This is a genomic window from Streptomyces tanashiensis (assembly GCF_014648895.1).
In the GTDB taxonomy this organism is placed as follows: domain Bacteria; phylum Actinomycetota; class Actinomycetes; order Streptomycetales; family Streptomycetaceae; genus Streptomyces; species Streptomyces tanashiensis.
Genome location: NZ_BMRZ01000022.1, coordinates 59,903 through 77,453, shown reverse-complemented (window position 1 = coordinate 77,453; position 17,551 = coordinate 59,903). Strand labels below are relative to the sequence as shown.

Below are 17,551 nucleotides of genomic sequence, written 5' to 3'. Positions count from 1 at the left end.
CACCCAGCGGTCAACCACCTGCACGGGCTGCGCCGGCCGCCGTGGCGTACGGACGGGGTGTGGGGGTACTGGTGCGGGGTCTGGAGGAGGCCCAGGAGTTGCGGGCCCAGGTCGCGGCGCGGGCGGCGGTGATCCGGGCCTGCTGCCACGCGCCGAGCTCCGAGGGCCGCACCGACACCGAGGTCGTGCGGATCCACCGGGAGGGCGGGATGTTTCCGCGGGGGCGCATCACCGGCTGTGGGTCGGCCAGCGCGGCTGAGAACGCCTCGATCAGCTGCATTGGTGTGCTCGGGGTGAGCACGGCGTCCCAGGTCCGACCGTGCTCTGTCCGGGCGCCTGCCCACCAGTGGGCCTGGCCCTCGCCGGTCTGATGGAACTGCAACCATGCGTTCCGGTCCGGGCTGACCGCGGTGAAGTGCTGGGCCCGCTCGGTCTCCCAGCCGTGCTGTTGGAGCGGCGCCCAGGGGTTGGGGGCGTGCGCGGAACGCGACTTGGTGAGGGCGTCGGTGAATCCGGCGACGATTTCCACGGGGGTCTGCGGGGTGAAGGTGACGTGCCACTCCGGCTCATAGCCGTCGGCCTTGCCAGCGATCGTCCAGCCACCCGGCCGGACGAAGGGGTCATAGGCGACGCGGACCATACGGTCCGGGCTGTCGAACACCAGCGGCCCGCCGGTCCGGGACTGGTCGGTCCATCCGGCGGCGCGGAGGAACTCCGAGACGTGCCGGATGTCTCCGCCTCCGGCGAGGTGGCGTGGCTCGACCAGGTAGTGCTGCTCGGCCTGCTCGCTCGCTCCCCAGCCGGGATGCTGCTTCTTGCTCATCGACGCCGCCGCACGACCAGAGCGGATGCCACCGGTGCCGGCGACGCCGACCGGGCGGACCCGGGGACTTCGGCGAGGGCGCGGAGGGTGCCGGCGTGCTCGTCCAGGTCACGGCCGACGGTGTCCAACTCGTTCGCGGCGCGGCCGACGGCGAGCCACACTTCGGGCGGCAGAATGCCCCGCTCGGAGTGCGTCTTGGCGAACTGCGACCCGGTGCTCATCAGACCGGTGATCCGTCCCAGGATCCCGTGGTCGAAGTCGAGGACCTGGCCGAGGATCTGGGCGGCGTGCTGGGGTGAGGCTTGTGCGAGGTGTTCGCTGAGCTGTCCGAGCTGGATGGCGATGCTGTCGGCCAAGCGGATCGGGTAGGGCGTCGGGTCGTGCATGGGTCTCCCGGGACGGGGCGGTGCGGAGTGGTCAGCCGGCCTGCGCGAGGCGGCGAGATTCGTCGAGGGCGGCCTCGGGACGCCCGCCAGCCAGCGGCGTGGGCCGCTCGGGGTCGCCGAGCACGCAGGCGTGCAGGTAGCGGCGGATCACAATGGCGGCGAGGCGGGGCCTGCGGGTCGCAGTGAGGGACGGAGAGGTACGTGCTGAGAGGCTGACGGGGACTCCAAGAAGAGGACGACGGGGTTTGGGTGAGCCGGGACGCGTCACCGGCTGCGCTGCGGGGCCGGCGTCTGTGGGGAGGCGGGCCGGGGGGCCGTAGTGCCCAGGGTGGGGCGCGTCGACTGCCGCAGGACGACACCGATGCCGAGCTCGGCCAGTCGGCTACCGGCGGCTCGTACGGACGCCGCCTGCCGGGACGAGTCATCGCCGGCGAGCACGAGCAGGCCCTTGTCCGCGTCGCGGATGAAGCCGTGGTCGGCAAGGACGCCGACGATGTCAGGCCGCTCGGGCGGGGTGACGACGAGGGCGTCGCCGGACCAGGTCATCAACACGTGCGGACCGTGGGACGGCGCGGAGGCGAGGCGGGAGGCGTTGTGCCGCACCTGGGCGAGGGCCTTTTCATAACGGGGCAGCAGGCTGAGGCTGACGTCCTCGGCTGCGCGGAAGGGATCCTCGGGCACGGCGATGCCGTCAGGTTCCCGGACACCTTGGAACGCGGCGACGGGGAGGTCGCCCGGGGCCATGGCGGCGATGAGGAAGCCTTCGTCGTGGCCCTTGCGGTCCATCACGAACAGCCGGGTGCCGTCGTTGCGGGTCACGACAGCACAGTGGTCGACGACGTACGTGGCCGTCGTCTCGGCGACCAGATCCATGTCCCACAGATCGACGGTGAGGTCGTCGTAGTCGGCGTCGCCTCCGTGGTCGGGGTGGTACTTGCTGGTCCACTTTCCGGGCAGTTCGCCGGCGAGAACGGAGGCGAACGAGGCGAGGGAGTCGTCGGGGTCGTGCATGGTCTCCTCAAGAGAGCGGTGGAAGTCACCGCCTGCGGCCGGCAAGGGCTGAGGGAGGAGCAGCGGTGACGGGACGGGGTGCGGCGGCGATCCGGGACGGTGGTGGGCGGGCGCAGACCGCGAAGGCTCCGGTTTCGTCCGAGGCCGATTCGGCGGCGCGCTTCTGCCGGGTGGGTTGGCGCTCGTGCCGGTCCGCCGGGTTGATGAGGGAGTGGGCGAGGTCGGACCGTGGCCAGCCGCTCGGCCTCCTCGTCGGCCAGCTCGCTCAGGAGCCCGGCGAGCTGTGGGGCCGTACCGCTCGCAGGTGCCAGGTCAGGGCTGGGCGGCAGTTACGGCGTGCTCGGTCAGATCCTCGCGGCTAGACGGTCGAGCGCTGCGGAGAGGGGCTGGGAGGCGTACAGAGCACGCTCGTTGGCGCGGGGGATCACCGACCGTCCCGGGCGTCGTTGACGTGGACGAGCTGGTTCAGCTCGGTGGTCTTGTACCAGTCGCAGTCGATCAGGGCGGGGGAGGGATGCCTCGGCAGGAGGTGGTCCTCCAGAGCACGCAGGTAGACCAGGCAGTCCGGGCACCGGCGTGAGAGGTGGACCATGTACCGGGGGTGGGCGGTGATGTACGACTGCCGGCCGCCGGTCGCATCGCGCAGCCGCCACCCGTCCTCGTCGGTCGGAGTGTGCCAGGACGGCGCGACGATACGCATCGCGTCACCCCAGAGATCCCCGTCAGCCACGCCTTTGAGGACGACGACCTGCTCACCGGCCTGGAAGTGCCGGTGTGTCACGTCCCGTTCCGGGGTGATTGGGTCGGGAGTCGGCGCGAGTACCGGGGTGCGTGGGGGCGGGCTGGGATCGGTCACGCGGGGTCCTTCGCAACGGTGCGGGCGGCGGTGTGAGGAACAAGGGTCCGGAGGATCGCCGGTTTGGCCAACCGGCGATCGGCTCCTATATTTCGCCGCTGTCATCGGAACGGGTTCTCCGTTCCTCGGTCGTCGTCGGCTGCGGCCTCGAGGAGTTCGAGCAGGTCAGCGCCCTCCGCGTCGCGCTGGTCTATCCACCATCCCGCCCGGGTGATCGTGCGCGCCTTCTCCTCCAGCTCCGTCCAGTCGGCCTCGTCCCACGTGCCCTCGACGACGAGTGCGGTGTGCGCGGCAGTCATCAGCTGGTGGCGGGAGCGCTCTCCCCAGGCCAGGGCTCGCTGGGCCCCTTCCAGAGGCGGCATGTCGAACCTTCGACTCCATTCAGTGGCGGCCTGCTGCTCTTCGGCGCGCTTGGTGGCCAGCCACTGCTCCTTGGACGTGGCGTTGGCGTCACGGGCCTCCTTCCAGCAGTCCGTGCAGTCAGTGCCGGCAAGCCATCGAGCGAAGCCCGCTCGCCGGTCGGCCGGACGGTCCGACAGATCGTGTATGACCTGGTGACCGCAATGGTGATCGACGTTCCACTTCGTGCGAACAGCCATAGGTTCTCTCCTCAAGTCTGTTTTGCAAGACGTCAGTTGTGCAGATAGGTGGGGCGAAGCGCGTGCGACGCCCTGCGCCGCGTGCGGGCGCTGTCGGCCACGCGGGGTGCGGTGTTCGGCATGGGCGAGGACCGGTGGGAATCAGGGGCACTCGTCAGCGGCGGCGGACCACACCGCTCGCGGCTGCGGGTGGCGGAGGAACGACGGGAGTCATGACGTCCCCTTGCGTACCGGCGGCCGGCCGGGCGGCGGCGATGCGGGCCAGTTCGATAAGGTCCGGGCCGTCTTCGAGCCAGACGGCCATGGCGTCAACACCCTCGCCCGCAGTGGCCGCGCCGAGGCTGGCTTCGACGCGGTCCACGAGGGCAGCGCGGTCGGCGGAAAAGGACGGGCCTTTCGTACGGCGCAGAAGGTCGATGACGGACGGCGCGTGCATCAGGAATCTGTCGAGTGCGGCGCCGAGGTCGCTGTCGGCGCCGGTACCGGGTTCGAGGTTCCCCACCCAGCGCAGGTCCTCCTCGGCTTCTGCCAGCCGCGAGCGGAGCACGGCATTCTCGTACTCGGGCAGAAGAGAAGCATCGATCTTGGCCGCGAGGTCGGCGACGGTCCGCGCGGCGACACAGCGGGGAGCCGGAGCGGTGACGTTGAGGTGGTCGGGGCTCGGGAGGAGCGCCCCGGCCAGGTACTGGCCGTCCCATGGACGCTGGGCCAGCAGCAGCTCGGTGCCGGCGCCGTCACGGAGTATCGCGGCACAGGGCACGCGGTAGTCCGTCATCGTGGCTAGCAGAGGTCCCGTGTTCCAGAGCCAGGAGGCGAGGCCGTCCTGATTCGATTTCTGCGGGAACTGCTCGATGGTGGTCTCCCAGGCGCCGGGCAGGTGGGCGGCCACCCCGAAGGCGATGTCACCGAGGAACTGGTGCGGGCTGGTGACGACCTTTACGTGGAGGTTCGACGCGGCCTGATGGAGGCTGCTCAGGCAGGCGCGCGCCTTGTCGGGGGCGCCCAGTGGAAGGCGGTGCAGACCGTCGGCATCCTTGGGGAAGCCCGCGACGGTGAGGGCGGCTTCGGCCCACCCGTGGCCGTCTCCGTCGGCCAGGCCGACGATGGTGTCTTGCCCGCTGAGATGAAGCGTGACGGTGGCGACGGAAGTCAGGGTCGCGGTCTCCTTGGGCGGGCGGTCAACGGCGGGGGCGGTGGGCTGCGATGAGGGGCGACGGCCGGTGGGTCTTCGTCATCGCGGTACGGCGACCTGTTGGTGTGGCGCCAGGGAGCGACACGTGCAGCGCCGGGTCGAGTTCCACGTGATACCTGGCGGTGCTCAGCATGGCGGCGGCCCAGGTCGCGTGCTCGTTCTCCCATTCCTCGCCCATGTCGAACGGCAGTCGGACCCAGGGCCCGCGAAGGGACGGTTCGAAGAGGAATCCGGCCCTTCGCAGGACTGCCGCGGCGAAGGAGTCGACGGGCCCGCCGTCCACCTCGACCTGACCGCCTGGTCCGCGGGTAATACAGATCGGTTCGCTGCTGGGCGTCATCCGCTCAGCCCTGCCCCAGACGGCGCCGTCCGGTGGACGGTCGGCGCGTAATCGGGCTTCTGAGGGATCAGCCGCGCGCCGGGCCGGGCCGTGGCTGGCGACGGAGAGCGCTGCGGTGAGCGGGCCGCGGCGGCTTGTGCGACTCTGCTACGGCGCTCCATCAGCCCGCGAGGAAGGGCCAGGTGTGGCGGGTCGGCGGAGGCTGCCGGGTCGAGGAGGTAGTCGGCGTGCACGGCGTAGCCCATGCGACGCAGGTCGTGTACGGCCTGGCGAGTGCGGCGCGAGCCGTCGTGCTCGGGATCCGTGAGCCGGAAGAGCCTGGGCTCACCGGGGACGGGCTCGAATTGCTCGCGGACGAGGAACCAGTGAGCCAGATGCGAGGGCACGGACGAGGTGAACGAGGCGACGAAGCCGTGGTCGTCGTGGGTACCGAAGATGAAGTGGGTGCCAGGTTCCAAAGGCGCGGGCCTTTCGCGACTGTGATGTAGCTCAACGGCGGGGCGAACGGGCCGGGGTATGGCCGGTGGCATTGGGGGAGCCGGGCCGGAGCCAGGACGCCGCGTGGGGTTTAGCGCGCACGGCCGGTAACGGAAACCGAAGGCGAAGGCGTGGGCGGTAGCCCATTGGCCTGTACGGGCGGGGCGGCCGGCTGGGCCGGGACGAGGACGCGCATCACGTCAGTCGCGACGTGCAGGTCTTCGCCGATGCGGCGCAGCTGGCGGGCGGCGTGCGCGAGTTCGTCGTGCAGGTCCAGCCCATCCTCGGTCCCGGCTTCCTTGGCCTTGTTGCCAGCTGCGTCGAAGAACTCCTGCAGTCGTTCGAGGAGCCCCTCGATGGGATCGAGGATCTCGTCGGTGAGCGCGGCGGCTTCTTCGTACGAGGCACAGGACCTGAGCTGGTCGGTCAGGGCGAGGATGGCGCGACCGGAGACATAGCGGCCATCCGGTTCGGTTGGGGGGATGTCGGCTGGGAAAGCCGACTTGGGTCCGTGGGTGATCGGAATTCCTCGGAGCTTCGTGGTCGCGGGTGTTGCTCGGGCGGTTCTCAGTGCATGCGGGCGTCGGTGTCGAACAAGGCCCGTTCATGGGGGTGTAGGAGGTGCTGCACGATGAAGCTCCTGCCGGCGACCTTCCACAGGCCGCGCCCGCGGTTGAGGTGGGCGATGGCTTCGGTCTCGACACTGGTCAGGCCCAGCAGGGAAGCGGCTGCGTGGAGTTGGTCGGCTTCCTGGCGGTAGATGATGCGGGTGGAGCAGTCGGCCAGGAGCCCCTCCGCGAGTGCGCGGCCCTGGGATCCGGCGTCGCCTGCGGCCAGCAGGTCGGAAAGCCGGTGGATCACCATCAGGTTGGCGATGCCGAGGCCGCGGCTCAGCTTCCACTGGGACTGCATGCGCTGGAGCAGCCCGGGGTGACGCATGAGACGCCACGCCTCGTCGTAGATGATCCACCGCCTGCCGCCGTGCGGGTCGGTGAGGGCGGATTCCATCCAGGCGGAGGCGCAGGTCATGGCCAGGACGAGTGCGGTGTCGTCGCCGGATCCGCCGAGCTGGGACAGGTCGATGGTGAGCATCGGACTGTTCGGGTCGAAGACCACGGTGGACGGGGCGTCGAACATGCCGGCCAGATCGCCGTGGACGAGGCGGCGCATGGCGTGAGCGAGGTCGCGCGCTGCTTCCCCAAGACGCCCGGACATCGTTCCCGCCACGTGGTCGAGTTGGTCGGGATTGTTGAGGGAGGCGGCGACGTCGCCGAGTAGCGGGGATCGTCCGATGGCGGCGGCTCGCGCTACGACGGCGTCGAGGGCGACATCCAGCGCGGTGTGCTCCATCGGCAGCAGGTCCCGCCCCAGGACTGTGCGTGCCAGCGAGCCGAGCAGGAGCAGGCGGCGCTTGCGGATCTCGCCTGCCCAGTCCGCTTCCGGGACGGAGACCGGTCTGGGAGCGGGATCGAGGGGATTGAGCCTGCCCGGCAGACCCGGGCCGAGGGCGACGGACGTGCCGCCGAGCGCGTTGGCGACAGCCGTCCACTCCCCCTTGGGATCACACGGGACGTAGACCCCATAGCCGAAAGCGACCGACCGGAGCGCGAAGCTCTTCGCCAGGGCGCTTTTGCCCTGGCCGATCACGCCGGCGAGAAGAACATTCGGGTTGGTGAAGCCTTCGACGCGGCCGTAAAGGGCGAACGGGTCGAATACGAAGGAGGCTTCGGCGTGGACGTCACGGCCGATGTAGATGCCCTCGGCGCCGAGACCGCCCTCGGCAAGGAACGGATACGCCCCGGACGCGGTGGCAGTGGTCATGCGGTGCGCCGGCAGCTTCAGCTTCCCGCCACGGGCGGAAGCTAGGCCCGGACGCCCGCTCGGCGAATAGAGCGGAGACGGCATCGTCTGCTCGGCGGGCTCGGTGCCAGCAGGGTGTGAGTTCGCTTCGGCGCGGGCCTTGGCGGTGGCCTCGGCGAGCAGCCGACGTGCCGCCCTTCGGCTGGCGCGGTCGGTGGTGTGGGGCGTGAACAGTGGGGAAGCTGAGGCGCGGCGGGCTCGGCGTGCGGGCCGGTGGTTCATCGGGGGCCCTCTCTCCGGCGTGCTCCGCTCACCAGACGCACGCGGTGGTGTGCGCGGGGAGCGGACTGCTGAGGTCGGTGGGGGTGGTCTTGCGGCGCACGCTGTGCCCGGCGGCGAGGTGGCGCTGGCAGACGGTCGGGGTGACACTCCGACGCGTTGGTGCGGTCGCGGGAGGTCGTGGGCAGGAGGTGGAAGGCGGAGTGGACTTCGGCGATGGCCTGCCACAGCCGGGTACGCGCGGAGGCGAGATGACGGCCGGCTGCCGGGTGCGGGGGACGGACAGCATCGGACAGCTGGTCGAGCAGCTGGTGCACCTGCGTGAGGTGGGCGTGCAGCACGTCGAGGTGCGCGCGGTCCACCGCCGTCCTGGACTCGGCCGGCTGCACAGTCCGAGCAAGAACACGGGCGTGATGGCGGACGCCCGCACTGGCGGCCCGGAGGTAGGGGTGCGCGTCGTCGGGACGCGAGCTTGTGCGCAAAGAAGGATTCCTTCCTGTCACCGGGCGGGGACAGGGCGAGGGAACGGCGACGGTTCGAAGCCGTCGCTGTCAGAGGGCGGTGCGGGCGAGGGGCAGGGCACCGAGGGCGAAGGCGTCAGGCTGTTGGTAGAGGAGCCGGCGCAGGTCGACTCCGGCGGTGACGGCGGCGGTCTCGATCTGGGCGCAGGCCGCGTCGAGGAGGGCGTCTGTCTCGGCGGTGACGGTGAGCAGTCCGGTCAGAGCGACATCGGCGTGTCCGGCGATCAGTTGCCGCTCGCGCTGCTTGACGTCGGCGTACTCGACGGAGTCGGCCTCGGAGTCGACCTGCCCGCGCCGTGAACGCTCGCTGGCATCAGCAATGATCGCGGCCTTCTTCCGCTGGACGTCGCGCAGTGCGGACTCGAGCCCCTGCGGCACGTATATGAGGGACAGCGTCCGCCGTACTCCGGCAGTGAACATCAGCCCGTGCAGGAACCCGGCGCCGGTTTCGGTCCTCGGCCAGTCCTCGACCCAGTAGGTGGCATGACGGGCCGAGTCGGTGGCGAGCCGGTCGTACTCCTCGACCTGCACGACGGGGCCGGCGGCTGCGGCGTCCGCCTCGGCGCGCCCTGTCTCGGACCACTGCTGGAGCGCGCCGAGGGCCTTGGGGTCGTATGCGGTGCGGATGACGCCGGCGATCTCCCGGGCGCTGAGCCAGCCGGTCACTGTCAGGCCCGCGCTGCGGGCCGCCTGGGCGATCGAGGAGGTGGTCTGCTCCAGGACGGTGAAAGCGCCGTTCAGACCGCCTCCGGCCTGAGAGACGAGGCGCTTGGCGGCCTTGAGGTCCAAGGAGATGGCGAGGTACGCCTCGTGCGGGGCGGCGGCCGGGCCTGCGGAAGCGACGAGCTCGGCGTACACCTGCCCGGCGACCGGGGTGTCGGCCCGCCCGTACTGCGCCCAGTGACGGGCGAGGGTGTCGCCCGAGTCCGGCACGGTGCGCTCCAGGACCTGCACGGTGGCGATATGCCCCGTGCGGGCGACGCCGGCGAGCGCGCGACCCCATGCGGAGACGTTGTGGTTCTGCGTGGCGGGGTCGAGTAGGGCGAAGGCACGGCTGGAGACCCGCGCGATGGCTGTGACGGTCTGGCCGTGGGGGTCGTGGATGGCGGCGGCGCCGTTGGCGGAGTCACCGGGAGTCACGACCTTGAGGGAAGCGGCGGTGCCCGGCAGGTGTAGGACGCCGTCCTGCCGAGGGCGGGAGGCCGGCCGGGCGAGCCAGCGCGTCTCTCCCGTACGCCGGCGGTGGGAGTAGCGGGCGACGACCGGGGCCCAGTCGATGAGCGACCGGCCATCGCGGCGGACCGCTACCAGGGCGGCGACCGCGGCCCACAGCGGAGCCAGAGCGATGGTGCCGACCAGCCCGGCGGAGAGCACGGTCGCTAGGAGGAGCGCCAGCGCCCCCGAGACGAGGACGAGTTGGGGAAGGGACAGGCCGAGCAGAATGCCTCGGCGGGACCGGTGAGGGAATTTGACCGTGACCGGGGCGACGGAGAGATCAGACAAGTGGGCGGTCCAGACGTGCGCGGGGTGGTCTCCCCGGGGCGGGAGGCGTGGGTTGCCTCCCGCCCCGGAGCAAGCGGATCAGAGGCTCAGAAGCCGGCTGATGGAGGTGGGGAGGCCGACCATCCAGCCCCGGCCGCCGAGCCAGACGCGGACGGGGCGCCCTGTGGCGGCGGGCTGGTCGACGGCGGCGTGGACTGCCATCCGCCGCCCTGGCCCGTTGCGGCGCCGGGCGCGGAGCCATTCGGTCCCACACTGCCGCCGAACTGGCCGCCGGTGTCGTCGGAGACGCTGGTCGGCGGGGGCTGTACCGCCTTCTCCAGGCTGGACAGCGCTGCATCTCCACCGGGCGAGACGCCCGATCCGCCGCTCTGCGAACCCTCCTGACCGCCGGTCGGGTTGGAGGCGATGTCGCCAGGGAATCCGCCCCCACCGGGGACTGAATCGGGGCCCTGCGGCGCAGCGCCTGCCCCGGCCGCAGCACCACCGGTTCCGGCGGTGGCAGCCACCTGGGCAGCCTTGCGCGTGGCCTTCTCCGCGTGCTGCTTTGCGAGCTGGGCGCCGGCACCACCGGCGCGGTGGAGCGATTCTCCGTCCGATCCCTCTGCTGCCCAGTGGACGAACTTGAAGGTCGCGTAGGGGCACAGCAGGATCAAGACCATGATGACGATGCCGGCCATGACGTCGGCGAGCGCGGCCAGGCCGTCGTCCGCTTCGGTCTTGCCCATCGCTGCGATGCCGAGGACGAACACGATCGTCATCAAGAGCTTGGAGACCACGAGGGTTGCGGTTGCTTCGATCCACCCGCGCCGCCAGCGACGGGCAACCTCCCAGCCGCCTCCGGCGCCCGCGAAGACAGCCAGCGTGACCATGAGCAGAATGCCCACCTTGCGGGTCATCATCATGCACCAGTAGAGGAGCGCACCGATCGCGGCGCCGAGGCCGACGAGAGCGGTGACGAGCCAGCCGAGCCCGGAAAGGGCAGCGATCTGCCCCACCTTGACGATCCTCCGGACCGCGGACTCGATGTCCAGATGGGCGGCCTTGAACAAGCCGTCGGAGAGGGCGTCGACAACCTCGATGGCCACGGTGGTGAACGCGATGGCGCAGAACGAGAACAACACGCCGCTCGCGGTTCCGGTGAACGCTTGGGTGAGGGCCTGGCCGTCGCGGCGGATCGCGGCCCGGATGAGCTGGGCGCAGAACGTCGCGACCAGCAGGACGAGGCCGATGGGGAGCAGCAGCTCGTAGTTGTCGACGAACCACCCGGCACGAAGGTCCACGCTTGTCGTGGCGTTGACGGCCTTGGCGGCCAGGTCGGCTGCGGTGGCGGCGAGTTCGCCGGCGGACTTCGCCATCCAGTCGCCGATCGCCTTGCCCGGGTCGGAAGCGAAGTCGACCGCATCGCCGACTGCGCAGACGGTGCCTGCGAGGGGAAGATCGCAAAAGCCCATGGAAGTAGTCCCTCCTTTCTGTCAGGGCGGGTCAGGGCGCGATGCGCGGGGCGATGGCGACCAGGGAGCAGTCGTGGGACGGCCGACACTGCACGGCGAGAGTTACGGAGCGGTCCTCGGCCCCACCGCCGCCCTTGGCCCATGTGATCCGCTGCTTGCCGGTGACGGTCACGGCGTAGATGTACGCCTTGGTGATCGCGGACGGATCCTCCGCGAGGGCCTGCTTGAACGCCGCCGGATAGTGGCCCTCGGCCATGGCCGCGCTGGCGCGCTGCTGCTGGTCGGCCATACGGGACCACAGGGTCGGGTCCGGCACCTGCGCGGAGACTGAGAGCCAGTCGCTGTACTGCGACTCCTTCGTCATCCAGCGCTCCATGCCGACGATCTGCTCATCGCGGCTGGTGTCGCGGGTGTCGTAGGACCAGAGCATGGCCGCGGCCCGCTTGGCGAAGGCGACGGGATCGGCGATCCGTGGTGGTGCAGGGACCGGACCCGTACCGGCTGCCGGTCTCCCGCTGCTGGCCGGTGCTGGCGTGCTGCTCGGTGATGACGGGGCGGGGCTGCCAGGGGACTCGGACGGACGGTCGCCATGACCAGCCAGCGAGGCGGCCAGGCCGGAGACGGCGATCAAGGTGAGGAGTACGGCGGCGATCAGCAGGGCCCTGCGGGTGGACGACCAGCCCGTGCCGTAGGCCGACCGGGAGAGGGAGCGGTTCAGCATCAGTGGACCTGCGACCCCAGGGCGCTGAAGAAGGTGACGATGCCGTTGGCAGCACCCAGGCCGAGGGCGGCGCCCGCCGCCACGAGCGCGCCCTTCTTGCCGTTGGCCTCGGCCTGGTGACCGCCGGTGTGGTGGCCCCAGGCCCACACGCCGAGCGAGACGGCGAGCGCACCGACCACGGCGACGAGGCCGAACATGTTGATGCTGGAGACGACGTTCTTCAGGACGGACAGGCCGGGCAGTCCGCCGCCCTTGGGGGTGATGCCGGGGTCGTAAGCGAGGTGGAGGAAGCGGTCAGCGAACGGCATGGGCATGGGGAAGCTCCTTGAGGGCGCAGGCCGAGGGCCCGGAGGGGCGGAAGGAGAAGGGGAGAGGCGCGACGCGCGCGGAGGACAGGCCGCCCGTGGAGCGGAAGGGCAGCCGAGGGTGCGACGTCAGAGGACGCGACGCACGGCGAGGACGTCCCAGTCGGCGAGGGGTGTGATCCGCACCGGCTTGCCGGTCTTCGGCGCTTCGATCACGAGGCCCTGGCCGATCGCCATGCCGACGTGCTCGGGCCGGGCGGCGGGGCCCCGGGAGAAAATCAGGTCACCGGGCTTCAGGCTCTTCGCCGAGACGGGCTTGCCCTCGTTGACCTGTGTGTACGTGGTGCGGGTGAGCTTGAGGCCGGCCTTGGCGTACGCCTGCTGCATCAGTGAGCTGCAGTCGCATCGGCCCATCGGGTCGGGGCCGTGCGGGGCCGTGCACGAGCCGCCCCACTGGTACATCGTGCCGAGCTGGTGCATCGCCCAGACGATCGCCGTGCGGGCCCGCGGGTCGGCGCCATTCGGGATCGTGTAGCCCTTCGGGACGGCACCTTCGGGGATCGGCCCGAACGACGAACCGTCCGCCGTAGCGCAGCCCGAGAGGGTGCCCATGTCGTCCGTGTCCTTGCCGGGGCGGTCGCGGTCGGCGCCGGGGAAGGTGGCGGCGACGGCCTTCTGCAGCGCGGTCGCAAGCGGCTCCCACTGGGCGTACGCGTCCGGGTAGCCAGAGCGCTGTACTGCCTGCGCGGCCTGCGTCACCGTCATCTGCTGCCAGCCGTTCACCTTCAGCAATGCCTTGTAGAACCGCTCCGAGGCGTAGACCGGGTCGCGGATCTGCTCGGCGGTGCCCCAGCCCTGACTGGGCCGCTGCTGGAACAGCCCCAGCGAGTCGCGGTCGCCGTAGGCGAGATTCCGCAGCCGGGACTCCTGCATGGCGGTGGCGAGGGCGATGATCCGCCCGCGTTTGGGCACGTCGTGGCTGACGCCGGTGGCGACGATGGTCTGTGCGTGGGGGATCTGCTCGCCAGGTAGGTCGAGGCCCTCGATGCGGACGTCGGAGGCGTCCGCGCCGTCGAGGATGCGGGTGACCTGATCGGTGATCTTGTCTGTATCGAGGTCGGGAAGGCACTGGCCGATCGAGCCGGTGCTCTGGATGGCATCGCTGGAGGCGGCCATCGCCATGGCCGTGCCCCCGAGAAGGAGAGGGGAGAGAAAGACGACGCCGATGCCGGCGGCGAGGACCTTCACCCGGAGCGGTTCACTCGTCCGAGTCGGGTTGCGGGCGTGGGCGGGTAACGAGGTGTCACAGAGCGGTCCTTGAGGGCGCAGGGTGCAGCCTGCCGCGCACACGTGACGACGGTCGGAAGGGGCGCGGCGGCCGGAGGCGGATGATCAGGAGAGGTCGGGCGTGGGGGCGAGTCGTTGCTCAAACCGCGCACCGGAATCGGATCAGGCATGCCGGAGCAGGGGGAACTCCACGAGGCATGAGGGGTGGGGCGAGCCATCGGCGGTGTGCGCCGGGCGGTTCCAAAACAGTAGGGCCGAAATCCCGGTCGACCAAAAAGTCGGCAACAAGGGGTCGGAAGGCGACCCCTCTTCGATCCGCTTCTTGGTTGACCGGCGTTCCGCACCTACAGTTTTGGAACTCTCCTCGCTCCCCCCTGCTTCCGTGGCCCTGGGCTTCTGCATGCCCAACTCCGGCCCCGGCAGGACTTCATGAGCGAGTTGTCCCCACCCATTCATCGCGTCCGAATCGGGGCACCTCTTTGTCTTTTTCTCTCCACCAGGGCGACGCTCTCAGCGTCCTCGCCGGCCTGCCGGACGGCTGCGTCGACTCCGTCATCACCGACCCGCCGTACAACAGCGGAGGCCGGACCGCGAAGGAACGCACCAGCCGCAGTGCGAAGCAGAAGTACACCTCCGCCGACGCCACGCACGCCCTCGCCGACTTCACCGGCGAGAACATGGACCAGCGCAGCTACGGCTTCTGGCTCACGCAGATCATGACCGAGTCCCACCGGCTGACGAAGGATGGCGGGACCGCACTGCTGTTCACCGACTGGCGTCAGCTTCCTGTCACAACGGATGCGATCCAGGCGGCCGGCTGGCTGTGGCGAGGCGTGCTGGCCTGGCACAAGCCGCAGGCCAGGCCGCAGAAGGGCCGTTTCACGCAGAACTGCGAGTTCATCGTGTGGGCCTCGAAGGGGTCGATCGACGGCTCTCGTAACCCCGTCTACCTGCCGGGTCTGTACAGCGCGTCTCAGCCGTCCGGGAAGGCTCGGCAGCACATCACACAGAAGCCCGTCGAGGTCATGCGGGAGCTGGTCAAGATCGCCCCGCCGGGTGGCACGGTCCTCGATTTCTGCGCCGGATCCGGTTCCACGGGCGTGGCCGCTCTGCTGGAGGACCGCGCCTTCATCGGCGTTGAGAAGACCCCGCACTACGCCGGGATCGCCGCCGACCGCCTGACCGAGACCGTCCGCCAGACCCTCACCAAGGACGACGTCGGCCTCACCGCCTGACGCCCAACTCCACCTATCCGTCGAGGTCTTCAAGGAGCCGCCCGTCCATGCCCGAAACCGCGTACCCCGAAGAGGCCGGGGAAAGGGAACCGATACGCGTTCCGGATTCCCATCTCGAAGGGATCGAGGCCAGCGTCCGGAAGCTGATGGAGCAGTCGGCGCAGCAGGCCCGGCAACTCGACGACCTCGCCTCCGAGCCCATGCCATCGCCGTTCGCTGCCTTCGGGATGCCCGGACCAAGCGGGTCGGCGCCGGCTCTCCTGCCGCAGCCTCGGCCGATCCTGGAGCTGGAGGGCGAGTCGTACGAGGATGAGCTCGATGCGCTCTCGGACTGGGTCGACGACTTCTTCCTTCCCGTCTACGGAGCCGAGGTCACCACGTCGGCGCCGTGGTGCCTCCAGTGGCAGGAGCACCACGACGTCGTCGCCTGGCTCCATGCGCTCTGGCTCGCCTACCAGCAGCACAAGGACCCGGAGACCGGGCTGTCCGGCATGCTCGTGTGGCACCGGGACTGCCTCACTCACGCCGTCGCCGCGATCAGAGGCCCCGGCGGTCCGCTGTCGGCCTGCATGACCTCCCCGGACCGACCCTCACACCGCCTCCTGCCCGGTCCGAAGCCCTCGGCCCGTACCGCGGACAAGTCGGACGAGCCAGGCGGTGACCTGGACGTGGCGGCGTGATGGCCGGGACCGAGTACCATCCAGCCTTCGGCCTGTCCTTCGATCCGCGCGCCCTGACCGACCTTCTCCAAGCTCCCGGCGATATCCGCGACCTGGCCTTGGCGCAGCTGCAAGACGTGGTCAACGCCCAGCTGTTCGGTACGAAGCTGACTGGCGACCTGTCGGGCTACCGCAAGCTCCTCGTCGACTCCCGCAAGGAGTGGAGGGTTGTCTACGCCGTGCGGCCGGCCCCGTCGACCGCCCAGCATTCCAGCGAGGTCCATGTCGTCGCCGTACGACCACGCGCGCGCAACGACATCTACGACACCGTCGGGCACCGCCTCGGGATGGTTCGCCGGCCGCTGAGTGCCCGGACCCATGCCTCCCGCTCGCGTTCGCCCCAGCTCGCGACCCGCGGTCCAGTGCCAGTGCCGGCGCCGCTGCCCTCCGCGATGCCGGGCCTGCCCCGCCCCGCCCTCGGTGTCACGCAGCACCACGTCCGATGACGACAGGAGTGGTTACCCCATGCCCCCTGACCTTCCACCGGGAGCGGCGCGGCGCGTGGTCTCGTCGCTCGACCTGCGCATCGAAGCGGCCACCGGCCATGACGTCGACACGCTCTGGGCCCACCGCGACCGAGGCATCCTCGACGAGCGGCACACCGCCCTCGTCGACCGGCATCGCGCGCTGGTCAAGGCCGAGACCGCTGTGAGCTTCCACCGCACGCTGCTGCACCGGCTCTCCAGCGGCGAATATCCCGTCGACGCCGCTCTCCTGCGGCGCATCGACCGTACGGTCGGCCAGCTGGGCGAGGCGGCCGACGAACGCGCCGTCGCCGAGCGGCTCGTACTCGCCGACCTGGAGCCCATCGAGAGTTCCGCCCGCACTGCACCGCAGGTCGCTGGTGAACCGATGCCGGCCGCCGAGCACGCCGCGCTGCTGGCCATCGCCGGTGGCGCCAAGCTGCACGAGCACCTCCTTACGGGCCGGATGTCGGTGGCCACAGCCTCAGGTACCCGGATCCCGTACGCGCAGCTCCAGCAGCTCGAAGCCCTGGGCCTCGTCTCCCGAGACACGCGCCACCCGGTGCACACCGGACAGCCGGTCGCGCTCACCGCACCAGGCCGCGCGGCGCTGGCGAGCAGGCACCGCAGCAGCGCGGCGGCGGTGCCGACCGCACCTCGCCCCGGGACGTGGCCGAGCGCGGCGCACAGCCGTCGATGACGCTCACCCCGACTCACCGAGAGGCCCGATGCCCCCACCCGAACTGGATCTCCGCCTCGACGGATTCGAGGCCGCTGACGAACAGACCGACGAGGTGTTCTGGCACGCGATCGAGATCGAGCAGGACATGCTCACCGTGCTCGCCGAGCACCACACGGATGAGGACGCAGCCAGCTACTACGTCCTGCACAACGGGGCCGCCACCTACGGAATCCCCGGCGAGCCGCAGGTAGTCGCCCTCCACCTCCAGCGCGATCTCGCGGCGAGGACGTTCCGCTTCGAGCACACCCAGGTTCCTCTGCCGGTCATGGCCCAGTCCTGGCTGATCTCCCGCGGCTGCCCGCCGGACGTCATCCGTCTGCCCCCCGGCACAGGTACGGCACCGGCAGACGAGACGACACGCGTGCTGGAAGAGCGGCTCATGGGCGACGGCGACCGCTTCGCCCTCCTGACCAGCTACACAAACGACGACCCCGATTCTGTGCTCACCCTCGTCGTCCTGCGCGCGCTCGACGAACGAGCCCCGTCCCCCTTCCGAGTGCTGCACGAGGACGTGAGCACCGACACCTGGACACACACCCTGCGCGAAGGGGGCTTCGCCACCTTCGAGGGCGCGCTGCAGTGGTACGAGGAATGCCTCGCCGGTAACGCCGGCCCACTGCCGTCAGTGACACCAAAGGCCCGCTCGCTCCAGACGCGGGGAGCCGCACCGACGGCCCCCGTCGGACGCCCGTCGGGCCGCCGCCGTTGACCCTTCCACGGGCCGGGGCGGGCGAAAGATAGCCGACCGTCGCCGGTTAGCCAAACCGGCGATTCTTCGGACTCTTGTACCGGCGCTGAGGGAGGAATCCCCGGGCCGCCCCTCTCATTTCCCAGTCCTCC

General features: G+C 70.4%; 19 protein-coding genes and 1 pseudogene. 5 read left to right on the top strand and 15 right to left on the bottom strand.

Annotation, left to right across the window (positions count from 1 at the left end):
- Positions 1-10 precede the first annotated feature (10 nt).
- From IE237_RS37175 to IE237_RS37110, 15 genes and pseudogenes are all read right to left on the bottom strand, one after another.
- The gene (locus tag IE237_RS37175) at positions 11-823 is read right to left on the bottom strand and encodes an SPDY domain-containing protein (RefSeq protein WP_189806616.1); all 813 of its coding nucleotides are present in this window, start codon (positions 821-823) and stop codon (positions 11-13) included.
- Complete coding sequence (locus IE237_RS37170; RefSeq protein ID WP_308433153.1) at positions 820-1,179, bottom strand: hypothetical protein; 360 nt, start codon at positions 1,177-1,179, stop codon at positions 820-822. The genes IE237_RS37175 and IE237_RS37170 overlap by 4 nt, the downstream gene beginning before the upstream one ends.
- A gap of 294 nt (positions 1,180-1,473) precedes the next feature.
- Entirely contained in the window at positions 1,474-2,220 is a 747-nt protein-coding gene (locus tag IE237_RS37165; protein ID WP_189806614.1) for a hypothetical protein, read from the bottom strand.
- Positions 2,221-2,644: 424 nt separating this feature from the next.
- A complete protein-coding gene (locus tag IE237_RS37160) occupies positions 2,645-3,076 on the bottom strand; it encodes a hypothetical protein (protein WP_189806613.1) in 432 nt (143 codons plus the stop codon).
- 101 nt (positions 3,077-3,177) lie between these two features.
- The gene (locus tag IE237_RS37155; RefSeq protein ID WP_189806612.1) at positions 3,178-3,675 is read right to left on the bottom strand and encodes a hypothetical protein; all 498 of its coding nucleotides are present in this window, start codon (positions 3,673-3,675) and stop codon (positions 3,178-3,180) included.
- Positions 3,676-3,829: 154 nt separating this feature from the next.
- Positions 3,830-4,564 carry a hypothetical protein gene (locus IE237_RS37150; protein ID WP_189806611.1) on the bottom strand — a complete coding sequence of 245 codons (735 nt, stop codon included), beginning with the start codon at positions 4,562-4,564 and terminating at the stop codon, positions 3,830-3,832.
- 289 nt (positions 4,565-4,853) lie between these two features.
- Positions 4,854-5,207, bottom strand: coding sequence for a hypothetical protein (locus IE237_RS37145; protein ID WP_189806610.1), 354 nt, complete (start codon positions 5,205-5,207; stop codon positions 4,854-4,856).
- Positions 5,204-5,665, bottom strand: coding sequence for a hypothetical protein (locus IE237_RS37140; protein ID WP_189806609.1), 462 nt, complete (start codon positions 5,663-5,665; stop codon positions 5,204-5,206). The genes IE237_RS37145 and IE237_RS37140 overlap by 4 nt, the downstream gene beginning before the upstream one ends.
- A gap of 586 nt (positions 5,666-6,251) precedes the next feature.
- Positions 6,252-7,766, bottom strand: coding sequence for a VirB4 family type IV secretion system protein (locus IE237_RS37135; protein ID WP_189806608.1), 1,515 nt, complete (start codon positions 7,764-7,766; stop codon positions 6,252-6,254).
- Positions 7,767-7,794: 28 nt separating this feature from the next.
- Positions 7,795-8,266: pseudogene (locus IE237_RS41120) on the bottom strand (DUF6238 family protein).
- Between the two features lie 48 nt (positions 8,267-8,314).
- Entirely contained in the window at positions 8,315-9,787 is a 1,473-nt protein-coding gene (locus tag IE237_RS37130) for an SCO6880 family protein (RefSeq protein ID WP_189806607.1), read from the bottom strand.
- 86 nt (positions 9,788-9,873) lie between these two features.
- Positions 9,874-11,238 carry an SCO6881 family protein gene (locus IE237_RS37125; RefSeq protein WP_189806606.1) on the bottom strand — a complete coding sequence of 455 codons (1,365 nt, stop codon included), beginning with the start codon at positions 11,236-11,238 and terminating at the stop codon, positions 9,874-9,876.
- Positions 11,239-11,269: 31 nt separating this feature from the next.
- On the bottom strand, positions 11,270-11,959 hold the full coding sequence (locus tag IE237_RS37120; protein WP_189806605.1) for a hypothetical protein: 690 nt from the start codon (positions 11,957-11,959) through the stop codon (positions 11,270-11,272).
- A complete protein-coding gene (locus tag IE237_RS37115; protein ID WP_189806604.1) occupies positions 11,959-12,273 on the bottom strand; it encodes a DUF6112 family protein in 315 nt (104 codons plus the stop codon). The genes IE237_RS37120 and IE237_RS37115 overlap by 1 nt, the downstream gene beginning before the upstream one ends.
- Before the next feature lie 120 nt (positions 12,274-12,393).
- Positions 12,394-13,512, bottom strand: coding sequence for a C40 family peptidase (locus IE237_RS37110; protein ID WP_189806603.1), 1,119 nt, complete (start codon positions 13,510-13,512; stop codon positions 12,394-12,396).
- Positions 13,513-14,030: 518 nt separating this feature from the next.
- Between IE237_RS37110 and IE237_RS37105 the strand changes: the two genes are divergently transcribed.
- The 5 genes from IE237_RS37105 (at position 14,031) to IE237_RS37085 (ending at position 17,420) form a co-directional block, all read left to right on the top strand.
- The gene (locus IE237_RS37105) at positions 14,031-14,786 is read left to right on the top strand and encodes a DNA-methyltransferase (RefSeq protein ID WP_189806602.1); all 756 of its coding nucleotides are present in this window, start codon (positions 14,031-14,033) and stop codon (positions 14,784-14,786) included.
- A gap of 146 nt (positions 14,787-14,932) precedes the next feature.
- Complete coding sequence (locus IE237_RS37100; protein ID WP_229843927.1) at positions 14,933-15,466, top strand: DUF4913 domain-containing protein; 534 nt, start codon at positions 14,933-14,935, stop codon at positions 15,464-15,466.
- A complete protein-coding gene (locus IE237_RS37095; protein ID WP_189806600.1) occupies positions 15,466-15,951 on the top strand; it encodes a hypothetical protein in 486 nt (161 codons plus the stop codon). The genes IE237_RS37100 and IE237_RS37095 overlap by 1 nt, the downstream gene beginning before the upstream one ends.
- Positions 15,952-15,970: 19 nt before the next feature.
- Positions 15,971-16,669, top strand: coding sequence for a hypothetical protein (locus tag IE237_RS37090; RefSeq protein WP_189806599.1), 699 nt, complete (start codon positions 15,971-15,973; stop codon positions 16,667-16,669).
- Positions 16,670-16,697: 28 nt separating this feature from the next.
- Complete coding sequence (locus tag IE237_RS37085; RefSeq protein ID WP_189806598.1) at positions 16,698-17,420, top strand: hypothetical protein; 723 nt, start codon at positions 16,698-16,700, stop codon at positions 17,418-17,420.
- The last annotated feature ends 131 nt before the right edge of the window (positions 17,421-17,551 follow it).

What these genes read in the sequence shown, in the direction of transcription:
- IE237_RS37175 (WP_189806616.1), bottom strand. Translation starts at nt 823, where the DNA reads ATGAGCAAGAAGCAGCATCCCGGCTGGGGAGCGAGCGAGCAGGCCGAG.
- IE237_RS37165 (WP_189806614.1), bottom strand. Translation starts at nt 2,220, where the DNA reads ATGCACGACCCCGACGACTCCCTCGCCTCGTTCGCCTCCGTTCTCGCC.
- IE237_RS37155 (WP_189806612.1), bottom strand. Translation starts at nt 3,675, where the DNA reads ATGGCTGTTCGCACGAAGTGGAACGTCGATCACCATTGCGGTCACCAG.
- IE237_RS37145 (WP_189806610.1), bottom strand. Translation starts at nt 5,207, where the DNA reads ATGACGCCCAGCAGCGAACCGATCTGTATTACCCGCGGACCAGGCGGT.
- IE237_RS37135 (WP_189806608.1), bottom strand. Translation starts at nt 7,766, where the DNA reads ATGAACCACCGGCCCGCACGCCGAGCCCGCCGCGCCTCAGCTTCCCCA.
- IE237_RS37125 (WP_189806606.1), bottom strand. Translation starts at nt 11,238, where the DNA reads ATGGGCTTTTGCGATCTTCCCCTCGCAGGCACCGTCTGCGCAGTCGGC.
- IE237_RS37120 (WP_189806605.1), bottom strand. Translation starts at nt 11,959, where the DNA reads ATGCTGAACCGCTCCCTCTCCCGGTCGGCCTACGGCACGGGCTGGTCG.
- IE237_RS37115 (WP_189806604.1), bottom strand. Translation starts at nt 12,273, where the DNA reads ATGCCCATGCCGTTCGCTGACCGCTTCCTCCACCTCGCTTACGACCCC.
- IE237_RS37100 (WP_229843927.1), top strand. Translation starts at nt 14,933, where the DNA reads ATGGAGCAGTCGGCGCAGCAGGCCCGGCAACTCGACGACCTCGCCTCC.
- IE237_RS37095 (WP_189806600.1), top strand. Translation starts at nt 15,466, where the DNA reads ATGGCCGGGACCGAGTACCATCCAGCCTTCGGCCTGTCCTTCGATCCG.
- IE237_RS37090 (WP_189806599.1), top strand. Translation starts at nt 15,971, where the DNA reads ATGCCCCCTGACCTTCCACCGGGAGCGGCGCGGCGCGTGGTCTCGTCG.
- IE237_RS37085 (WP_189806598.1), top strand. Translation starts at nt 16,698, where the DNA reads ATGCCCCCACCCGAACTGGATCTCCGCCTCGACGGATTCGAGGCCGCT.